The sequence below is a fragment of the Microbacterium sp. PRF11 genome (assembly GCF_031844085.1).
Lineage (GTDB): Bacteria > Actinomycetota > Actinomycetes > Actinomycetales > Microbacteriaceae > Microbacterium.
Genome location: NZ_JAUZUP010000002.1, coordinates 125,027 through 141,951 on the forward strand (window position 1 = coordinate 125,027; position 16,925 = coordinate 141,951).

The 16,925-nt window shown below is 68.0% G+C and carries 16 protein-coding genes and 1 tRNA gene; 7 read left to right on the forward strand and 10 right to left on the reverse strand.

The window, feature by feature from the left end; genetic code table 11:
* Nucleotides 1-2 precede the first annotated feature (2 nt).
* From Q9R20_RS06175 to Q9R20_RS06185, 3 genes are read left to right on the forward strand one after another with little or no spacing between them, the layout of a single operon-like run.
* Complete coding sequence (locus tag Q9R20_RS06175) at nucleotides 3-797, forward strand: class E sortase (RefSeq protein WP_311248507.1); 795 nt, start codon at nucleotides 3-5, stop codon at nucleotides 795-797.
* On the forward strand, nucleotides 797-952 hold the full coding sequence (locus tag Q9R20_RS06180) for a hypothetical protein (protein ID WP_256334149.1): 156 nt from the start codon (nucleotides 797-799) through the stop codon (nucleotides 950-952). Before Q9R20_RS06175 ends, Q9R20_RS06180 begins: the two co-directional genes overlap by 1 nt.
* Nucleotides 949-1,605 carry a glutamine amidotransferase-related protein gene (locus Q9R20_RS06185; RefSeq protein ID WP_311248508.1) on the forward strand — a complete coding sequence of 219 codons (657 nt, stop codon included), beginning with the start codon at nucleotides 949-951 and terminating at the stop codon, nucleotides 1,603-1,605. Before Q9R20_RS06180 ends, Q9R20_RS06185 begins: the two co-directional genes overlap by 4 nt.
* Here Q9R20_RS06185 and pknB read toward each other — a convergent pair.
* The 7 genes from pknB to Q9R20_RS06220 are packed head-to-tail and all read right to left on the reverse strand — an operon-like array spanning nucleotide 1,577 to nucleotide 10,483.
* Nucleotides 1,577-3,277 carry a Stk1 family PASTA domain-containing Ser/Thr kinase gene (gene pknB, locus Q9R20_RS06190; protein ID WP_311248509.1) on the reverse strand — a complete coding sequence of 567 codons (1,701 nt, stop codon included), beginning with the start codon at nucleotides 3,275-3,277 and terminating at the stop codon, nucleotides 1,577-1,579. The genes Q9R20_RS06185 and pknB overlap by 29 nt on opposite strands.
* Nucleotides 3,278-3,306: 29 nt before the next feature.
* The gene (locus Q9R20_RS06195) at nucleotides 3,307-5,058 is read right to left on the reverse strand and encodes a protein kinase domain-containing protein (RefSeq protein WP_311248510.1); all 1,752 of its coding nucleotides are present in this window, start codon (nucleotides 5,056-5,058) and stop codon (nucleotides 3,307-3,309) included.
* On the reverse strand, nucleotides 5,055-6,509 hold the full coding sequence (locus tag Q9R20_RS06200; RefSeq protein ID WP_311248511.1) for a penicillin-binding protein 2: 1,455 nt from the start codon (nucleotides 6,507-6,509) through the stop codon (nucleotides 5,055-5,057). The genes Q9R20_RS06195 and Q9R20_RS06200 overlap by 4 nt, the downstream gene beginning before the upstream one ends.
* A gap of 46 nt (nucleotides 6,510-6,555) precedes the next feature.
* The gene (locus Q9R20_RS06205; RefSeq protein ID WP_311248512.1) at nucleotides 6,556-7,962 is read right to left on the reverse strand and encodes an FtsW/RodA/SpoVE family cell cycle protein; all 1,407 of its coding nucleotides are present in this window, start codon (nucleotides 7,960-7,962) and stop codon (nucleotides 6,556-6,558) included.
* The gene (locus Q9R20_RS06210) at nucleotides 7,959-9,197 is read right to left on the reverse strand and encodes a protein phosphatase 2C domain-containing protein (protein WP_311248513.1); all 1,239 of its coding nucleotides are present in this window, start codon (nucleotides 9,195-9,197) and stop codon (nucleotides 7,959-7,961) included. The genes Q9R20_RS06205 and Q9R20_RS06210 overlap by 4 nt, the downstream gene beginning before the upstream one ends.
* A 9-nt stretch (nucleotides 9,198-9,206) precedes the next feature.
* Nucleotides 9,207-9,746: an FHA domain-containing protein gene (locus Q9R20_RS06215; RefSeq protein WP_311248514.1), complete on the reverse strand. Its 540-nt coding sequence runs from the start codon at nucleotides 9,744-9,746 to the stop codon at nucleotides 9,207-9,209.
* Nucleotides 9,743-10,483 (reverse strand): DUF3662 and FHA domain-containing protein, encoded by a 741-nt coding sequence (locus tag Q9R20_RS06220; RefSeq protein ID WP_311248515.1) that lies wholly within the window; start codon nucleotides 10,481-10,483, stop codon nucleotides 9,743-9,745. Before Q9R20_RS06220 ends, Q9R20_RS06215 begins: the two co-directional genes overlap by 4 nt.
* A gap of 149 nt (nucleotides 10,484-10,632) precedes the next feature.
* Between Q9R20_RS06220 and Q9R20_RS06225 the strand changes: the two genes are divergently transcribed.
* Nucleotides 10,633-10,716 (forward strand) — tRNA-Leu (locus tag Q9R20_RS06225).
* Nucleotides 10,717-10,931: 215 nt separating this feature from the next.
* Here Q9R20_RS06225 and Q9R20_RS06230 read toward each other — a convergent pair.
* Both Q9R20_RS06230 and Q9R20_RS06235 read right to left on the reverse strand, forming a co-directional pair.
* A complete protein-coding gene (locus Q9R20_RS06230; RefSeq protein ID WP_311248516.1) occupies nucleotides 10,932-12,611 on the reverse strand; it encodes a hypothetical protein in 1,680 nt (559 codons plus the stop codon).
* The gene (locus Q9R20_RS06235; protein ID WP_311248517.1) at nucleotides 12,608-13,678 is read right to left on the reverse strand and encodes a tyrosine-type recombinase/integrase; all 1,071 of its coding nucleotides are present in this window, start codon (nucleotides 13,676-13,678) and stop codon (nucleotides 12,608-12,610) included. The genes Q9R20_RS06230 and Q9R20_RS06235 overlap by 4 nt, the downstream gene beginning before the upstream one ends.
* Before the next feature lie 254 nt (nucleotides 13,679-13,932).
* Between Q9R20_RS06235 and Q9R20_RS06240 the strand changes: the two genes are divergently transcribed.
* The gene (locus Q9R20_RS06240) at nucleotides 13,933-14,235 is read left to right on the forward strand and encodes a hypothetical protein (protein ID WP_311248518.1); all 303 of its coding nucleotides are present in this window, start codon (nucleotides 13,933-13,935) and stop codon (nucleotides 14,233-14,235) included.
* A 385-nt stretch (nucleotides 14,236-14,620) separates the two neighbouring features.
* Here Q9R20_RS06240 and Q9R20_RS06245 read toward each other — a convergent pair whose 3' ends face one another.
* Nucleotides 14,621-15,301: a hypothetical protein gene (locus tag Q9R20_RS06245; RefSeq protein WP_311248519.1), complete on the reverse strand. Its 681-nt coding sequence runs from the start codon at nucleotides 15,299-15,301 to the stop codon at nucleotides 14,621-14,623.
* 485 nt (nucleotides 15,302-15,786) lie between these two features.
* On the opposite strand from Q9R20_RS06245, the gene Q9R20_RS06250 reads away from it, so the two are divergent.
* Complete coding sequence (locus tag Q9R20_RS06250; RefSeq protein ID WP_311248520.1) at nucleotides 15,787-16,158, forward strand: hypothetical protein; 372 nt, start codon at nucleotides 15,787-15,789, stop codon at nucleotides 16,156-16,158.
* Between the two features lie 96 nt (nucleotides 16,159-16,254).
* Complete coding sequence (locus Q9R20_RS06255; protein WP_311248521.1) at nucleotides 16,255-16,578, forward strand: hypothetical protein; 324 nt, start codon at nucleotides 16,255-16,257, stop codon at nucleotides 16,576-16,578.
* Nucleotides 16,579-16,925 lie beyond the last annotated feature (347 nt).

The following is a 16,925-nucleotide window of genomic DNA, read 5'->3' on the forward strand; positions in this document are numbered from 1 at the left end:
CCGTGCATGCCGTCCCGTATCCGCAGACCCGGCGCGACCGCCGACGCCCGCGCACCCCGCGCCGCGGCGTGTCGGTCGTCGGTGTGATCGGCGACCTGCTCGTGACGGCCGGCGTGCTCGTCCTGCTCTTCGTCGTATGGCAGCTGTGGATCGGCGACGCGATCATCGGCGCGCAGTTCAAGGACCAGGGCAGAGAACTGAGCGAGCAGTGGGCCGCCGACCCCGCCCCGCCCGTTCCCTCGGCCTCCGCGACCGATGCGGCGCAGCCGGCGGCACCGCCCACGGCCGATCCGCCCGCTCTCGACCAGCCGGGGGATGCCGAGAGCTTCGGCGTCGTCTACATCCCGCGCCTCGGGGCGGACTACCACTTCCCCGTCGCAGGCGGCGTGAGCGCTGCGCGCACCCTCGACCCGATCGGGCTGGGCCACTATCCCGACACGGCTATGCCGGGCCAGGTCGGCAACTTCGCCATCGCCGGTCACCGCGGAAGCCACGGGGCGCCCTTCGCCGATCTGCCGTCCCTGCGCATCGGCGACGCCGTCGTGGTCGAGACCGAGGGCGGGTGGTACACCTACCGCTTCCGCAATCTCGAGTACGTGCGGCCCGACGGCGTGAACGTGCTGCTGCCGTTCCCGCAGCAGCCGCAGATCGAGGCGACCGATCGCGTGATCACCATGACCACGTGCAGTCCGCGCTACGGCTTCTCGGAGCGAGCCATCGCGTACGGGGTGTTCGAGTCGTTCACCCCGCGCACCGAGGCCGGTCCGCCGCTTTCCCTCACGTCTGGAGCAGCCTGATGTACGGAGCCCTCTGGCGAGTCCTGCCCGGCCCGTGGTGGGTGCGTCTGCTCATCGTGCTCGTGCTGCTGGCGGCCGTGCTGTACGGCCTCTTCTTCTACGTCTTCCCGTGGGTGAGCGACATCGTCTATCCCCAGGAGGTCACGGTCGAGTGAGGCCCTGGCGCGTCGTCGTCGTCGACAACCGCGACAGCTTCGTCCACACCCTCGCCGGCTACCTGCGCGACCTGGGCGCCGCGACGACCATGGTCGACGCGGACGACCCGGCGCTTCCCGGACGCGTCGTGCGCGAGGCAGACGGCATCCTGATCTCCCCCGGACCCGGCCACCCCGACGACGCGGGGCACTCGGTCGAGGTCGTGCACGCGGCCCTCGACACCGGGACGCCGCTGCTCGGGGTGTGTCTGGGTCATCAGGCCATCGCGACCGCCTTCGGCGCGCGCGTCGGTCATGCTCCCGAGCTCCTGCACGGCATCACGAGCGTCATCCGCCACGAGGGGGCCGGGGTCCTGCGCGACCTCCCCGACGGCTTCGTCGCCACGCGCTATCACTCGCTCGCGGTCGACGCGTCGACGCTGCCCGCCGCGATCGAGGTGACCGCGCGCACCGACGACGGCGTGGTGATGGGCCTGCGCCACCGCGAGGCCCCGATCGAGGGCGTCCAGTTCCACCCCGAGAGCATCTTGACCGAGGGCGGTCATCGCCTGCTCGGACGGTGGCTTCAGGATGCCGGTCTGCCCGGCGCCGTGGAACGGGGTGCGGCCCTGCAGCCTCGTCGGCTCAGGACCCCGAGCACACCGTCAGCGTGATCTCGCTGTGCACCGGGACCTCGCCCGGAGCCAGCGACTGCGTGGTCACCGTCTGCGGAGTGGAGGCGCGGCATCCGGGGTCTTCCTGCGTCTTCACGACCAGCTGCTTCTCGTCGGACTCGAGCTCTCGACGAGCGGCGTCGAGCGTGTAGCCCGTGTAGTCGACGATGACGACCTGACCGCTCGCGACCACGAGGTTCACGGTCGTGCCCTTCGCAACGGCGGCACCGGCTTCTTGAGTGGCCGAGATGACCGTTCCCGCCGCGAGGGCGGGGTCGTTCTGGCGGCGGATCGATCCGAGCGAGAGACCGGCGTTCTCGAGGGCGGTGCGCGCTTGACTCTCGTTGATCCCCTCGAGCGTGGGCACGGTGGCCGTGTCGGGGCCCGTGGAGACGTACAGGGTCACCTTCTGCCCCTCGGCGACGCTGGTACCCGCGGCGGGCACCGTGCTGACGACGTTGCCGGCGGCGATCTTCTCGTCGGACTCGTTGACGCGTCCGGTCGTGAGGTTCTCGGCCTCGAGCGTCTCGACCGCGCGGTCGTAGGACATGTCGGCGACGTCGGGGACGGTCAGCGCCGTGGTGGGGACGCCCGTGCTGGGCTGGATCTGCATGACCCAGATGAGGACGGCGACCAGCAGCACGGCGAGAACGCTCACGCCGGCCCAGATCCATGCGACCGGGGGCCCGGGCTGCGTGCGACGCATCGTCGTGTCGGTGCTCAGCTGCCGCAGCGAGCGAGCCGTCTCGGCCGCTTGACGCGGGTTCGGTCCGTACAGCTCGTTCGACAGCGCCGACATCTGCCGCTTCGTGGGCGCCTTGCCGTCGACGGTCTCGTCGAGCGCCTCGCGGAAGCTCGCCGCATCCTGCGGACGCTGGAACGGATCCTTGGCCAGGGCGCGGAGGACGATGGCATCCAGAGCGCGCGGGATCCTCTCGTCGAGCTCGCTCGGCGGAAGGGGGGCCTCGCTGACGTGCTGGTACGCCACAGCAACGGGGGTGTCGCCGCGGAAGGGCGTGCGTCCGGTGAGCAGCTCGTAGAGCACGACGCCGGTGGAGTAGAGGTCGGCTCGCGCGTCGACCGACTCGCCCTTGGCCTGCTCGGGGGAGAAGTAGGCCGCCGTGCCGACGATCGCCGTGGTCTCCGCGACGGTCGACGACGAGTCGGAGACCGCGCGGGCGATCCCGAAGTCCATGACCTTCACCCGACCGGCCTCGGTGATCATGACGTTGCCGGGCTTGATGTCGCGGTGCACCACACCGGCGCGGTGCGAATACTCGAGGGCCTCGAGGATGCCGTCGACGTAGCGCAGCGCCTCGTCGGTGGGCACGGGCCCGGCCGCGATGACGTCCTTCAGCAGACGCCCGTGCACGAGCTCCATGACGATGTACGGGACGGGACGTTCGACGCCGTCGGCACCCACCTCGGAGTCCTCGCCCGCGTCGAACACGCGCACGATCGTCGGGTGGGCCATCCGCGAGGCCGCCTGCGCCTCGAGCCGGAACCGAGTGCGGAACGCCGCGTCGCCGGCGAGATCGGCCTTGAGGATCTTGATGGCCACCGTGCGACCGAGCGTCTGATCGTAGCCTCGGTAGACGCTGGCCATCCCGCCGCGACCGATGAGGTCGTCGACGCGGTAACGGCCCGAGAGGACGCGCGTCTCAGTGGTCACGAGTGGAGCTCCAGAAAGGTCGGAAAGGGTCAGCGCGTGGCGGACGGGCTCGGCGTGTTGCCGGCCGTGATCGAGGCGGAGGCCTCGCCGGACGGACCGGCCTGGCGGTCGGCGGCGCCCGAGCAGCTGACGGTGTAGGTGACGCGCAACGTCTGACCGGTCGAGTTGCTCACCTTCAGCGCGGCGTTGCGCGCGTCGGGGGCGAAGGAGGCCGTCGACTGCCCGTTCTCGTCGAACGTGCCGTTCGTCGCGGTCAGGTTGTACGAGGTCACCGAGCCCGTGCCCGAGGGGCAGGTGTACTGCTGCCACGACACCTGGATGTCGCTGCCCGCCGTCACGGAGGAACCGGGCAGGGTGGGGGTGCTCGGGGCGGGGAGTTCGGTCTGCTCGCCGAACACCTTGAGGCCGATGATCGTGCCCGCCGGTACGCGACCGGTCGGGTTGACGCTCTCGACGAGGCCGACCTCGTCGGGGCTCGAGGCGGGGTTTCCGGCCTCACGATTGGCTCCGAGGTCGTTGTCGCTGAGGATCTCGCTGGCCTCTTCGAACGACTTACCGACGAGACCGAGCGAATCGACGTTGACGAGCGTGGACGTCTGCGTCGGAGAGGGAGTCGGAGACGAGGCGGTGGGCGTCGGCGCCGAGGGCGTCGGCTGCGCGCTGGTGGGCGCGGCATCCGGTTCGTCCTGGTTCGACACGAGCGTGAAGATCGTGCCCGCGAGCACGATGGCCAGCAGCGCGATGAGCGCCACGAGCGGCCAGGTCCACGGGCTGCGCTTCTTCTTCTGCGGGGCGGGATCTTCCTCGGTGTGCTCCTCGGTCAGGAGCGAGGTCGCCGCAGCGGGCGTCGGCATGAGCCGCGTGGCCGCCGCCGTCTGACCCGCCGTGAGCAGCTGCGTGGCGTCGTCGACCGCGGCCGCGCCGACGGCGACGGCGGGGACCGCGGCGGCTGCCGCTGCCAGGTCGCCGCGGCGCAGGGCGGTCGCAGCGCGCGAGACCGCGGCCGAGGACGCTGGGCGGTCCTCGGGCTTCTTGGCGATCATCGCCATGACGAGGTTCTGCACCGGGACCGCGACGGTCGGCGGGAGCGGCGCGGGCTGCTCGTTGATCTGCGCCATCGCGATCGCCACCTGCGACTCCCCCGTGAAGGGGCGCTTGCCGGCGAGGCTCTCGTACGCCACGATGCCGAGCGAGTATGTGTCGGTCGCGGGCGAGGCGGGGTGGCCCGACGCTTGTTCGGGCGAGAGGTACTGCACGGTGCCCATGACCTGACCGGTCGCGGTGAGCGGCACCTGGTCGGCGATGCGCGCGATGCCGAAGTCGGTGATCTTGACGCGACCGTCGGGCGTGATGAGCAGGTTGCCCGGCTTGATGTCGCGGTGAACGAGGCCGGCGGCGTGCGCGGCCTGCAGGGCGGCGGCCGTCTGGGCGACGACGTCGAGGGTCTTGTCGGTGGAGAGGGAGCCCTCGCGCTCGAGGATCGTCGACAGGGCTTCGCCGGGGACGAGCTCCATGACCAGGAACGCGCTGCCGTCCTCCTCGCCGTAGTCGAACACGCTGGCGATGCCCTCGTGGTTGACGAGCGCGGCGTGGCGGGCCTCGGCGCGGAAGCGCTCGAGGAAGCCCGGGTCGCCCATGTACTCGTCTTTGAGGATCTTGATGGCGACGGTACGTCCGATGACGTGGTCGGTCGCTTCCCAGACCTCGCCCATACCGCCGATCGCGATCCGCGAATCGAGCTCGTAGCGTCCTCCGAAGGTCACACCCTGCGTCGGTCTCATTTACCCAGCACCGCCTCCATGACCTTCTTCGCTATCGGGGCGGCGATCTCGTTGCCGCTCCCGCTCTGCCCCTGGCCTCCACCGTTTTCGACCACCACCGCGACGGCGACCTTCGGGTCGTCCGCCGGGGCGAAGCCGGTGAACCAGAGAGTGTAGGGACGGGAATCGTTCTCCGCGGTGCCGGTCTTACCCGCCACCTGGTACCCGTCTATTCTTGCATTCGACGCCGCGCCGTCCTGGACGTTCGCCGTCATCATCGACACCATCTGCGCGGCGATGCCCGAGTCCAGCGCGCGACCGAATTCGCTGTTGCTGCCCTCGGAGGCGACCGACAGATTCGGTTCGATGACGCGGTCGACCATGCGCGGATTCATCACGACGCCGCCGTTGGCGATGCCGGCCGAGACCATGGCCATCTGCAGCGGGGTCGCGCGCACGTCGCCCTGTCCGAAGCCGCTGAGTGCGGTCTGCGGGGCGTTCGGGGAGGCGGGATAGGTGGATGCCGTGGACTCGAGCGGCATCGAGAACGAGGAGTTGAAACCGTACTTCTCGGCCTCGGCGCGGATGGCGTCGTCGCCCAGTTCGACGGCGAGCTCGGCGAAGGGGATGTTGCAGCTCAGGCGCAGAGCCGTCGCGATGGTCACCGTGTCACCGCCGCCGCAGGTGCCGCCGCCGGCGTTGCTGACGACGTTCGTCGACTCCGGCAGGGTGTAGGCGGCGAGGTTCGGGAACGACGAGTCCGGTGTGTAGCGACCGGATGCCAGAGCAGCCGAAGCCACGACGAGCTTGAAGGTCGAGCCGGGAGGGTTGAGGTCGCCGGCGATAGCCCGGTTGTCGAGCGGCTTGGCGGCGTCGGCGACGAGCTGCTGATAAGCAGCGTCGACGGCGGTGGTGTCGTGCGAGGCGAGGGCGTTGGTGTCGAAGCTGGGCTTGGACACCATCGCGAGGATGCGTCCCGTCGACGGTTCGATCGCCACGACTGCTCCCTGCAGGTCGCCGAGGGCGTCCCAGGCGGCGCGCTGCACGTCGGCGTTCACCGACAGCTCCACGTTCGATCCGCGCGGCGCCTGACCGGTGATGGCGCGGTCAATGCGCGAGAAGAACTCGTTCGAGTCGGAGCCGCTCAGCACGCTGTTCTCGGCCGCCTCGATCGCGGTGCGCGAGTCGAGCACCGGGTTCATGTAGCCGGTCACGGGCGCCCACATCTCGGCATCCGTGTATTGGCGCTGCCAGCTGTAGACGTCGTCGGACGGCACGGACGAGGCGATGGGGGTCCCGCTGGCGATGATCGAACCGCGCTGGATCTCGTACGAGTCGTAGAGGGCTCGGGTGTTGCCCGAGGTGTCGGTGAGGGCGTTGGCCTGCACGACCTGGATGATGCTCGTCGAGGCGAACAGGGCCAGGAACATCGCAAGCATCACGATGCTGAGGCGTCGGAGCTCTTTGGTCACGGTGCCTCCTCCGGGGTTCGGGTGCGGGCGGACAGGACGGTGCTCATCAGCCGATCACCACCCGGGGGCGGCTGCGCACCGCGTCGGAGATGCGCAGCAGGAACGCGACGATGATCCAGTTCGCGATGAGCGAGGAGCCACCGGCGGCGAGGAACGGCGTGGTCAGACCGGTCAGCGGGATGACGCGGGTCACGCCGCCGACCATGATGAACACCTGCAGCGCGATGGTGAACGAGAACCCGGTCGCGAGGAGCTTGCCGAAGTCGTCCTGGCCGGCCAGGCCCACGCGGATGCCGCGGCTGGTGAACACCATGTACAGCGCGAGGATCGCGAACAGGCCCACGAGGCCCAGCTCCTCGCCCAGGCTCGGCACGATGTAGTCGCTCTGCGCGAGGGGCGTGATGTACGGGCGGCCCTGACCGAGCCCGGTGCCGAAGAGACCGCCGTGGGACAGCCCGAAGATGCCCTGCACCAGCTGGTAGCTGCCGCCGTCGCGCTCGATGACCTCGGGGTCGAACGCGTTCAGCCAGTTGGCGAAGCGCCCGTTGACGTAGGGCAGCACGCGGGATGCCAGGAAGGCGCCGCTCGCGACGAGCACGAGGCCGATGAGCACCCAGCTCGTCTTGCCGGTGGCGACGTAGAGCATCGCGACGAACATGCCGAAGATGAGCAGACCCGTGCCGAGGTCGCGTTGCAGCACGATGATGCCGAGCGAGACGAGCCAGATGATCAGCACCGGGCCGAGCTCGCGAGCGCGCGGCCACGTCATGAAGAGGAAGCGCGTGCCGGTCGAGGTGAGGCTCTCGCGCGTGCGCACGAGGTAGCCCGCGAAGAAGATCGCGAGGCAGATCTTGGCGAGCTCGCCCGGCTGGAACGACACGAAGCCGAGGGACACCCACACGTCGGCGTTCTGGTCGGTGCCGAGGCCCGGCACGAACGGCAGGAGCAGGAGCAGGATGCCGACGAGGCCGAAGAGGTAGGTGTAGCGGAACAGCACGCGGTAGTTGCGCACGAAGATCAGCACGGCCAGAGCCGCGACCATCGCCAGGCCCGCCCAGGCGATCTGGCGGTTGCCGGTGGCATCCCATCCGCTGGACTGAATGGCGAGGTCGATGCGGTAGATCATCGCGATGCCAAGACCGGTCAGCACCGTTCCGATGGGGAGGACGAACGGATCCGCGTCGCGCGCGCGCAGGCGCAGCACGACGTGCATCACCAGGGCGAGGAACGCGGGCACGGCGGCGAGGATCAGGTAGCCGGGTTCGACGGCCCCCGTCGCGCCGAGCTGGACGAGGGCGATGGCCGATCCGTAGACGGCGATCGCGAACACCAGGAGGCCGAGTTCGCGATTGCGCTGGGTGGCCGGCATCCGGATCTTCTTGAGCGCGCGCATGACGGCGGTGTCGGTCGACACCTCGCCGCCGGAGGATCTGGTCAGCTTCTGGTCGGTCATCCGCTTCCCTCCGCTGCGGGTCGAAGGCGGTCGACGATCTGCTCGGCGTCGGCGAGCGACCGGGCCGAGATGGTGGCCTCGACCGTCTGGCGGTCGAAGTCCGAGAGGTCGGCGAGCACGATGTCGGTGTCTTCGTAGGGCGTCGAGAGCGAGATCGGCCCGATCGACTGCTGGATGCCGCGGTAGATCACGACCGAGTCGTCGTCGGCGCCCACGAAGTAACGCGTCTGCGTCCAGTTGTAGCCCGCGAACAGGGCGACGCCGATGCCGGCCAACACGACGAGCAGGGCCGCCAGCCATCCGAGGCGGCGCCGACGCGCGCGACGGCGGTCCTCCTCGATCAGCTCCTCGAGGAACTCGGCGGCGGGTTCGAAGTGCGTCGGCTCGTTCGCGACCTGGCGCGCGTGGTGCAGCCAGCTCGAGCGGCTCGGGCGGGCCGCGGGGACCACGACGCCGCTGGGATTCGATGCGGAGCCGACGATCGCGGGCGTTCCGATGAAGACCGGGTGCTGTCCGCCGACGTCGACCAGGACGACCGTGACGTTGTCGGGGGCACCGCCGTCGAGCGCCTGCTTGAGCAGGGCGTCGGCCGTGCGCGCCGGAGGCATGCCGAGGGCGAGCGTCTTGGCGGTGTGGTCGTCGTCGACGACGCCGGACAGTCCGTCGGAGCACAGCAGCCACCGGTCACCGTCCTGCGTCGGCATGATGAAGCTGTCGACCTCGGGGTCGGGGTCCATGTCGCCGAGCACGCGCATGAGCACGGAGCGCCGCGGGTGGTAGCGGGCCTCTTCGGGCGTGATGCGCCCCGAGTCGACCAGGCGCTGCACGAAGGTGTGGTCCGCGGTGATCTGAGTGAGCGTGTCGTCGCGGTAGAGATAGATGCGCGAGTCGCCGATGTGGCCGATGACGGCGTAGTCGTCGACCATCACGAGCGCGCTCACCGTGGTGCCCATTCCCGCGAGCTCGGGGCGGCGGGCGACGGTGTCGATGAGTTCGGACGCCGTGTCGGAGAGCGCGTCGCGGATCGCCTGCTCGGCCTCGCCCGGCGTACGGAACGGCTGGTCGAGCTCGGTCAGCCGCGTGATCGCCAGGCTGGACGCGACGTCACCTCCCGCGTGACCGCCCATGCCGTCGGCGACCACGAAGAGGTTGGACCCGGCGTAACCGGAGTCCTGGTTGTTGGAGCGCACCTTGCCCGTGTGGGAGATGGCGGCGCTCGAGCCCTGGAAGACCATGGGTGAGGGTTACTTCCTCAACTCGAACGTCGTCGCACCGACCTTGATGGGCGCACCCACCTTCACCTGGACGGGGGCGGCCACGCGCTGGCCGTCGTGCGAGGTGCCGTTCGTGGAGTCGAGGTCCTGCAGCATCCACTGCTCCCCCCAGAGGACGAGGCGGGCGTGGTGGCTCGAGGTGTAGTCGTCGCGGATGACCAGGCCCGACTCGCTCGAGCGGCCGATCGTCAGCGGCTCGGTGCCCAGGGGCAGCTCGAGACCCGCCTTGGGGCCGCTGGTGATGACGATCCGCGACACGGTCGAGGTGGTCGCGAGGCCCCCCACCGGGCTCGGTGCGGGAGCAGCGGGCCGCTTGACCTGCGTGGTGACCGCATCGGGCGAGGCGACGGGTGCCGGCGATGCCGGAGCGGGGGATGCCGCCGGCTCCGGGAGCTTGCGCACCTTCACGCCGAACAGGTCGGCGCGCAGCGAGTAGACCACGCCGAAGACGAAGAACCACAGCAGGACGAGGAACCCGCCCTGCAGCAGGAGGAGAGTCAGCTGACTCATGAGTGGGGTCCCCGTTCCCGGACGTCGAAGATGCTCGTGGCGTCGCCCGCCGAAGCGGGACGACGCGGCGGCTGCGCCTGCGCGACCACCCGGAACACGATATTGGTGCGGCCGATCGAGATCGTCGAATCGGGCGGCAGCGCCGCCTCGGAGACCTTGCGACCGTTGAGAGTGGTGCCGTTGGTGGAGCCGAGGTCGCGGACCATCGCGCGCTCGCCGTCCCAGAGGATCTCGACGTGCTTGCGGCTGGTTCCCGCGTCGGGGATGGTGATGTCGGCGTCGCTGCCGCGCCCGATGACCGTGCGCGCGCCGGTGAGCGGGTGCCGCGTGCCGTCGATGTCGACGACGCCGCGCCAGGCGACGCGGCCCTCGGTGGTCTGGGAGTCGACGCGCAGCGTGCCGGTCGACAGCGAGTCGTCGCGCTCGATGGAGATGGCGACGGGGCCCGCGAACGAGTAGCCCTGCGTGCGAGCGTGCTTCTTGACCAGCGCATCGAGCTCCGACACGAGGGTCGAGCCCAGAGCGCTCATCTTCTCGTCATCGGCGGGGGAGAGACGCACGGCGAACGTGTTGGGCGCCAGGATCCGGTCGCGCGTGACGACGACCGCCTTCTTGTCGAGCTCGCTGCGCAGAGCCGAGGCGATCTCCACCGGCTGGATGCCACTGCGGAAGGTCTTCGCGAACGCACCGTTGACGGCGCGTTCGAGACCTTTCTCGAAACTGTCGAGTAGCCCCACGAGACTCCTTCAGGCAGGCAGACCAGTAGGCACATCGTAGCCAGGGCGGCTGGACAGGTCATGGATGCGGTAGCCGCTCGCGTTTCTTGAGGGGGTTCCGACCGTGATATCCTCGGAAAGTTGAGTTCGTGGCATCCGTGTCGCGTCTCGCGCGAGTGGCGGAATAGGTAGACGCGCTGGCTTCAGGTGCCAGTGCCCGCAAGGGCGTGGGGGTTCAAGTCCCCCCTCGCGCACAGAAGGCGGTCTTACTTTTTCAGTAGGGCAGCTCTTTACAAATCGAAAAACGAAGCCGGTCAGGAGTAGTTTTCCTGGCCGGCTTCGTCGTTTCCACCGCCGATGGCCCTCGCGTAGCCCGCTTGAGCACCACGCAATTGCACCGCACCAACACGAGTAGCCCCCTCGGGGGCTGGGTCCTGCAACTGATGTTCGGTTCGGGTGCGAGTGACTTCTATACACGCGTCGGGTGCTCGAGGCGGTTGCCGTGCTCGTCGCGCCGGCGCCGCGCTCGCCGCCTGTCGGTCGCCGAGATGACCCGGTTTACTGCGGCTTCGAGGAACGTGACGATGCGGCTCAAGTTGCTGACAGCGGTGGCCGAGGCGATGGCGAGGGCTTGAAATGCGTAACCGCGGGGCCGCCGACGACGGGGGTCGCCGAGGTCACTGCCGCCTTCGCGCTTCAGGTATTGGTTGTTGGCTTCGACGTGCGAGCGCTGCCCGGCCCACTTGAACCATTCGGGGCTGCGGTACTCGAAGTGCATCAGGTGCTTGATGATGCGCATGGCCTCGTCCGAGTCGGGAGCGAGGGTGAAGGTGCGCTGGGCGAGCTTGGGCCGGACAGGCTTGTCGTGGACGACGGTGTCGAAGCAGGCGACCTTCGACAGGTCGGGGAACATGAAGCGCTGACGCCCTTCGGCGTCCGGGTACCCAAGGTTCTTCAACCGGTAGGCCGTACGCGAGCGGAGGTGCTCGCGGTAGGTGGCTTCATCGATGCGCTGCTCAGGGTCTTCGTGATGGAAGTTGTACGTCGCGTTGATGAGGTCGATGGGCATCCACTTCACGTAGAGGCATCCGTCGACAGCGATGACATCGCCGATGGCACCTTCCACGGCCTCGCGCTTTTTGTCCTTGAAGTTGTAAACGTGACGGAAGCCCATCATGCGGGTGGGGTTCTGGAAGCGGTGTGACTTCAAGTTGTTGTAGTTGCGGTCCACCAGGATGAACCCGCGCTCGTCGAAGAGCTTGGTGTGAAATCTCACCGCGATGAGCGGTCCGTGCTTCACCTTGCCGGGGGCGTGCATGGTGATGCCTGTGGTGAGGAACGGGAAACTGCCGATGTCGCCGGGTGTGTTCGGAACGGTGACGACAGTTTCCACCTCCCACGCGGGTTTGTCAGACCTACGGCCGTCACCTTCGTGCTCGCCCTCACGCGTGTAGGGGCCGCTCATCGCGTCGAGGTTGTACCGGGGGCTGTCGAGATTGTAGATGCGGGGGTTCGGGCGTCCGGTGAGGGTGACAGCTGTCGCGTCGAGGGCGACGTTGCCCTTGTATGTCTTGCGGATAGCTTCGGGGAGCCGGCGGGCGGAGGCGTGCGCGAGCGCGTTCATGATGATGTCCATCCGGTCGCGGCGCTCCTTCGAGTACGTCTCGTGCGCGCGGCGGTACGCCTCGGCGGAGAGGAACGTGTTGCGGGGCACGTCCCAGGGGCTCAGCAAAGCGAGGATGCGGTTGAGGGCTTTCCAGAACCGCATGTACCACTCGTCGTGGTCGCCGATGGTCGTGGTGATGCCGAGGTACTCGAAGGCGGTCCTGGGTAGCTGTGCGTGGAGCGTGCGGGCGATGTCGTGGTAGCGAATGTTGCCCTTCTTCGAGTGCATGAGATGCAGGACGAGCGCCGCGCGGAACGGGATGATGGGTTTCCGACCGGCATTGGAGCGGCGAGCTTCGGCGGCCCATTTTTCCAACAGGACGACGACGCCGGACTCGTCGATGAGCTTGCCGTACAGCTGCACATGCGCCAGCGAGGTGGGTCCGACGTCGCGGACCTTTCCGTACTCCTCCGAGGTGTACCCCGTGGCTTCGAGCATGCGGCTCTCGAAGAGGGCGATAGCCGCTTCCTCCTTGGGGGTCATCGCTGCGCCTCCCCTCGAAGGGCACGGAGGTAGTGCGCGTCGTCGACTTCAGGCAGGTGCTTGAGCAGCAGATTGACGTGGTTGAGAGTCTCGACGCCTGCGGCACGGACCAGCATCTTCATCGGCGTCCCCGCGATGAGGTGCGTCGCCATCCAGGTGTTGCGGAGCCGGTCAGAGCGAGGCGGCGTGCCGTTGGAGTACTGCGTGAAGGCGGAGACGATGTTGTTGGTATCCCGGCGGCTGATGTGCCCCCACAGCAGGTCCGTGTCCGGGCGCCGCTCAAGCATCGGGGTCACCCACTCCTCCCACTCGGCGAGGAGGGGGACGACGCGCGCGCGGTCGCCGGGGATGTCGATGAGTGTTCCGGCAGGCTCACGGATGATGTGCTCGGCGCGGAGTTGCGCGAGTTCGGAGGTGCGGACCCCGGCGCCGGCGCACAGCACGAGGATGAGGAGCGCGCGATGGGACTTCAGCGGTGTGAGCTGCATCCCGGCCCAGTCGCGGAACCCTGCCATCTCCTCCGTTGTGTAAGGCGCGATGGTCGTCTTCTGGGAGAGGGCGGTGACTTTGTCGGGGTGCGCCTCGGGGAGGAGCGTCTCACTGATGCGCATCAGCACGGCGCGATAGTTGCGTCGGGTGCCTTCCGTACGGTCCAGGTTGGCGGTGGTGGAGTACAGGTCGATGGAGATGGGCGACCAGATGCTCTCTGCGGTCAGCGGGTAGCCGCGCATGCGACACCAGTGCACGTACCGTGCGGCGTAGTTGATGCACAGTTTCGCGCTGTAGGCGGTGTGGGGTGCGGCGATGGATACCGCGTCGCGGACGAAGGCTTCCCCCTCGGGGGTCAGGCCGAAGCCCTCGGCGGGGCGCCAGGTCTCGGTCATCTTGCGCGCCTCGGGTGGGAGGGACGCGTAGCTGCAGTTGGCGAGCAGACGCTCGATGCGCTTGGGGTGCGTGTCCGTCTGGAAGCGACCGAGGAGTGGACGCAGGGTTTCGGCGCCGGCGCGGGCGATGTCGGTGCATCCGTATTTCTGGATGCGCAAGTATGAGGGGGCAGTGTTCGGCATAGTGGTGGGGCTATGCACTGCGACACGCGCTTCGCCGGTCGAATACAGATCCGAACCAGCCGTAGCGGTAGTTTCTGGCACCACACCGGTGCATTTTCTGGGGGTAGATCAACTTGGGACGAGTGCCTGCGGGCCACGGGGCAGTCTTCGAGCCCCGGGCGCTGGTGAAAGAACGAGCCGCGTTCGGCAAGGTCGGGATTCCTATCGAGCCGGCGGAGGGCATCGACCCGACGAGTCCGCGCTACCGTGCGGCGATGCTGCAGCACCTCCTCGCGAACGCCGTTCGTGAAGCGGTGGCCATCAACGGCACAACCGTCCACGCTCATATCGACGGCGCCAACGGGCGCGAGGGGCTCAGCGCGGACCGACAACAGCGTCTGCTGCGGGGCGAGACGATGGCGCAATACGCCGATATCGCCTACTGGGCGAGCCATTTTCCGACCGTCGCGCTGGCGCTCATCCGGTACGTGAAATCGTGGCATCCAGCACTCGACGCCCTAGACCAATCCCGCGCGCGAGACTCGCAGAACCGCCCCGCGCGCTCGCCCATGCGCTGAAGTTAGCGCGCACAAATATCCATGTCTACCGGGATTTTGTCTACAGCATCGATGGACACGCCGTTAGACATGTCTAAACGCGACAGCCGGAGTCCGCCCTTCGCGGCGGACGGGAGGCCGGTGCTCGTCTCCGGCCAAACGGTGCCAATGACGTCTGCGAGTCGAATCACGTCGTCCCACTGGACACCGGCGCCCAGCCGAAGCGTCGGCCTGCTCGAGGGCACAATGACCGTTCGACGTCATGGCGTCGACCCGCGGGCTCCTCGACCTCCCCGTCCGGTTCGGTGCAATTCGCATGTTCAATCGTCACGCACCGATGCATCGCCGCGAGGAGGGTTCGAGGCCCCCGCGCTGGCGTTCACACTCGTAGGCGCCACCAGCAGAATCAGTCAGCGAGGTACGCTGTGACACTCTCCGAAAGCTGATGAGGGGTGAGCCCCCCGGTGAACTCGCGAAGCAGGGAGTCCTCGGGCTCCCCTACGGAGACAACGAAATCCTCGCCCATCTGAGCGACGATTGCGGCGTCTCCGCAGCTAGCGGTGGATTGTTGCGGGTCTGGCGTGCGAGCGGCGATGCAGATCCCTCCCGACCCGGCTGCATGTCCGAGGTAGAGTCCAGCACCACGGACTTTCCCGATGTACCGAGCCGATGCGGGGTCCATTCCCATGTAGGGATCGGGGAGTCCGGGAACAGGGTCGAGGGCGTCCTCGGTTTGCGCCCAACCCAGCTCGGGGTACGACTCGTGGAAGCCTGCTCGGGGGAGAAGCTGCCCCATGACCAGTCCGCCAGAGAATGCGAAGGCGGCCAGGATGAGGACGCCGCCTCCTTGCACAACTGCCCGCCGCGGCCGTGCGGGTCGGTCGAGTATCGCCGCGTGATTTCCCACCTCGCGTGACAGGGCGCGGTCCTGTACGGAGCTCACCTCGACCTCGTCGTATGTCGCGGAGCGGTGCTCGAGCTCCGCGAGGCGGCTGGTAAGCGCCGCATCGGCCGCGCCGTCGCCGTTGCGGCCGTATATGCGCTCTCGCAACGACCTCACTTCATCGTGTTCTTCCTCCGACAGCACCCGGCCATCCTGACGCATTTACCCGCGGCGTCGAAGACTTGCCTTCGGGAGAGGGAGGTGTGGAAGCTTCAGGAAGAAGCCGGTTGTGACATGGCTGGCCGGGCGGCATTGGCGAGCGTGCGAGGTGGCTGCCGCATGTGAGTACCAATCCAGTCGGCTCATGTGACGTTCGGGCATCCCTCATTGCCAACACCAGCTGTGGGTACGTCAGTCGGCCCGAGTGCGACGAGCCTAGAGAGCGATTCTCGTCCGTTTGGACGAGCGTGCTTACAAGCCTGCGGGGTGCAGGCGCTCCCAACGTTGGAGCGCGGCGCAGCTTCAGCCGCCCCGCATGAGACGCCCCGCTTGCCCGACACGGAACGAGGGCGTAGAAATCCATATGCACCTGGTTGAAACGCGCGAGGGTCACTGCGGACGCCCGTCGACCGATACGACACCGCCCGACACCTCACCGAGAACAACCCGTAGCGATGCAGGAGGAGAACGTGGTCGAGGAACTGAGCCCCTGGGCTGAGATCGTCGGACCTTGCTATTCGGTCGCGACATTTGCCCGAGCGACAGGCATGACTGAGGAAGAAGTGAGGAACGCCGCTGCTGAGCTGCGCGTGCTTGTGCTGACCACATTGGACGGTGTCGAGCTTCTGCCCTCCTTTCAAGTCCGTAATGGGAAGGTTGTCCCGCATCTCCGCCCCATCCTCGAGACCCTGAAGAGTGGGATCGAAGACCCGTGGACCTGGGCGCAATGGTTGAACGTCGAGGCAGAAGGTACGAGCCGGCACATCGACAATCTGTGGGCAGGGGCGTTCGAATCGACCACGCTGGAAGCGAGGCACACGGCGTGGGCGTGGGCGCAGTGACGCGTGGAGGTGCAGTGAGCCTCGCCTTCGACGGACAGCAGCGTGGGCGTGCAGGCGCATACGAGTTCTCGTGAGTGCCCGCGCATGGCTAAGCGCATGGAAATCCTCTGGTACCGGCAGTTCGACCGCGTCCTACTGAGAGCGGAATCCAGCCTGACCCCAGCGGAGGTGGAGACGCGCCGGTGGCTGGCGGCGTTCGATGACGCGATTCTCGGATCGGGTCGCTGTAGTCGCCGACGACGGTGGTGCGACTCGGCGCTCGCTTTGCAATGGCATCTTCGCCACACCCGCGCCTGGCCGTCGACGGATGACTCGACTGTTCCCGTCGAAATGCGATCCTGGGTTCGTGAGCAACAGCTCGAGCGGTTCACCGAGTTTCAGACCGCGTGGTGGCGTTACCTGCAGGGCCTGGCGACCTGATGACGACCCGGTCAGCACCAACCTGGTGAACGCGCCGACGGGAGCGGGGCAGGCTCTCCACCGCCGAGCGGCGCACCTCCAGGCGGGCAGCCTCACGATCCGAGGGCGTCGACGGGACGGATCGCCACAGGCAGCGGCTTCCAGGACCGCCGAGCGGCGGCTCGGCAATCGCTTCTCAGAGGCCGCGCATACCGCTGTGCCGAACCGCCCGCGCATGGCCGCTGTATGGACCGACAAAACCCTTCAGAGCCCGTAACCCCCAGGCGCGACATCGCAAACCCCACGACGCCGGAGGCGTTCGAGCAGGCGGTGAGCAGGTTGCGTGTCGAGCACGCCATCAGCTTGGA

Excerpts from the sequence above, each read along its gene's own strand:
- Q9R20_RS06230 (WP_311248516.1), bottom strand. The coding sequence starts at position 12,611 with ATGACCCCCAAGGAGGAAGCGGCTATCGCCCTCTTCGAGAGCCGCATG.
- Q9R20_RS06235 (WP_311248517.1), bottom strand. The coding sequence starts at position 13,678 with ATGCCGAACACTGCCCCCTCATACTTGCGCATCCAGAAATACGGATGC.
- Q9R20_RS06215 (WP_311248514.1), bottom strand. The coding sequence starts at position 9,746 with ATGAGTCAGCTGACTCTCCTCCTGCTGCAGGGCGGGTTCCTCGTCCTG.
- Q9R20_RS06240 (WP_311248518.1), top strand. The coding sequence starts at position 13,933 with ATGCTGCAGCACCTCCTCGCGAACGCCGTTCGTGAAGCGGTGGCCATC.
- Q9R20_RS06255 (WP_311248521.1), top strand. The coding sequence starts at position 16,255 with ATGGAAATCCTCTGGTACCGGCAGTTCGACCGCGTCCTACTGAGAGCG.
- Q9R20_RS06195 (WP_311248510.1), bottom strand. The coding sequence starts at position 5,058 with ATGAGACCGACGCAGGGTGTGACCTTCGGAGGACGCTACGAGCTCGAT.
- Q9R20_RS06180 (WP_256334149.1), top strand. The coding sequence starts at position 797 with ATGTACGGAGCCCTCTGGCGAGTCCTGCCCGGCCCGTGGTGGGTGCGT.
- Q9R20_RS06210 (WP_311248513.1), bottom strand. The coding sequence starts at position 9,197 with ATGGTCTTCCAGGGCTCGAGCGCCGCCATCTCCCACACGGGCAAGGTG.
- Q9R20_RS06205 (WP_311248512.1), bottom strand. The coding sequence starts at position 7,962 with ATGACCGACCAGAAGCTGACCAGATCCTCCGGCGGCGAGGTGTCGACC.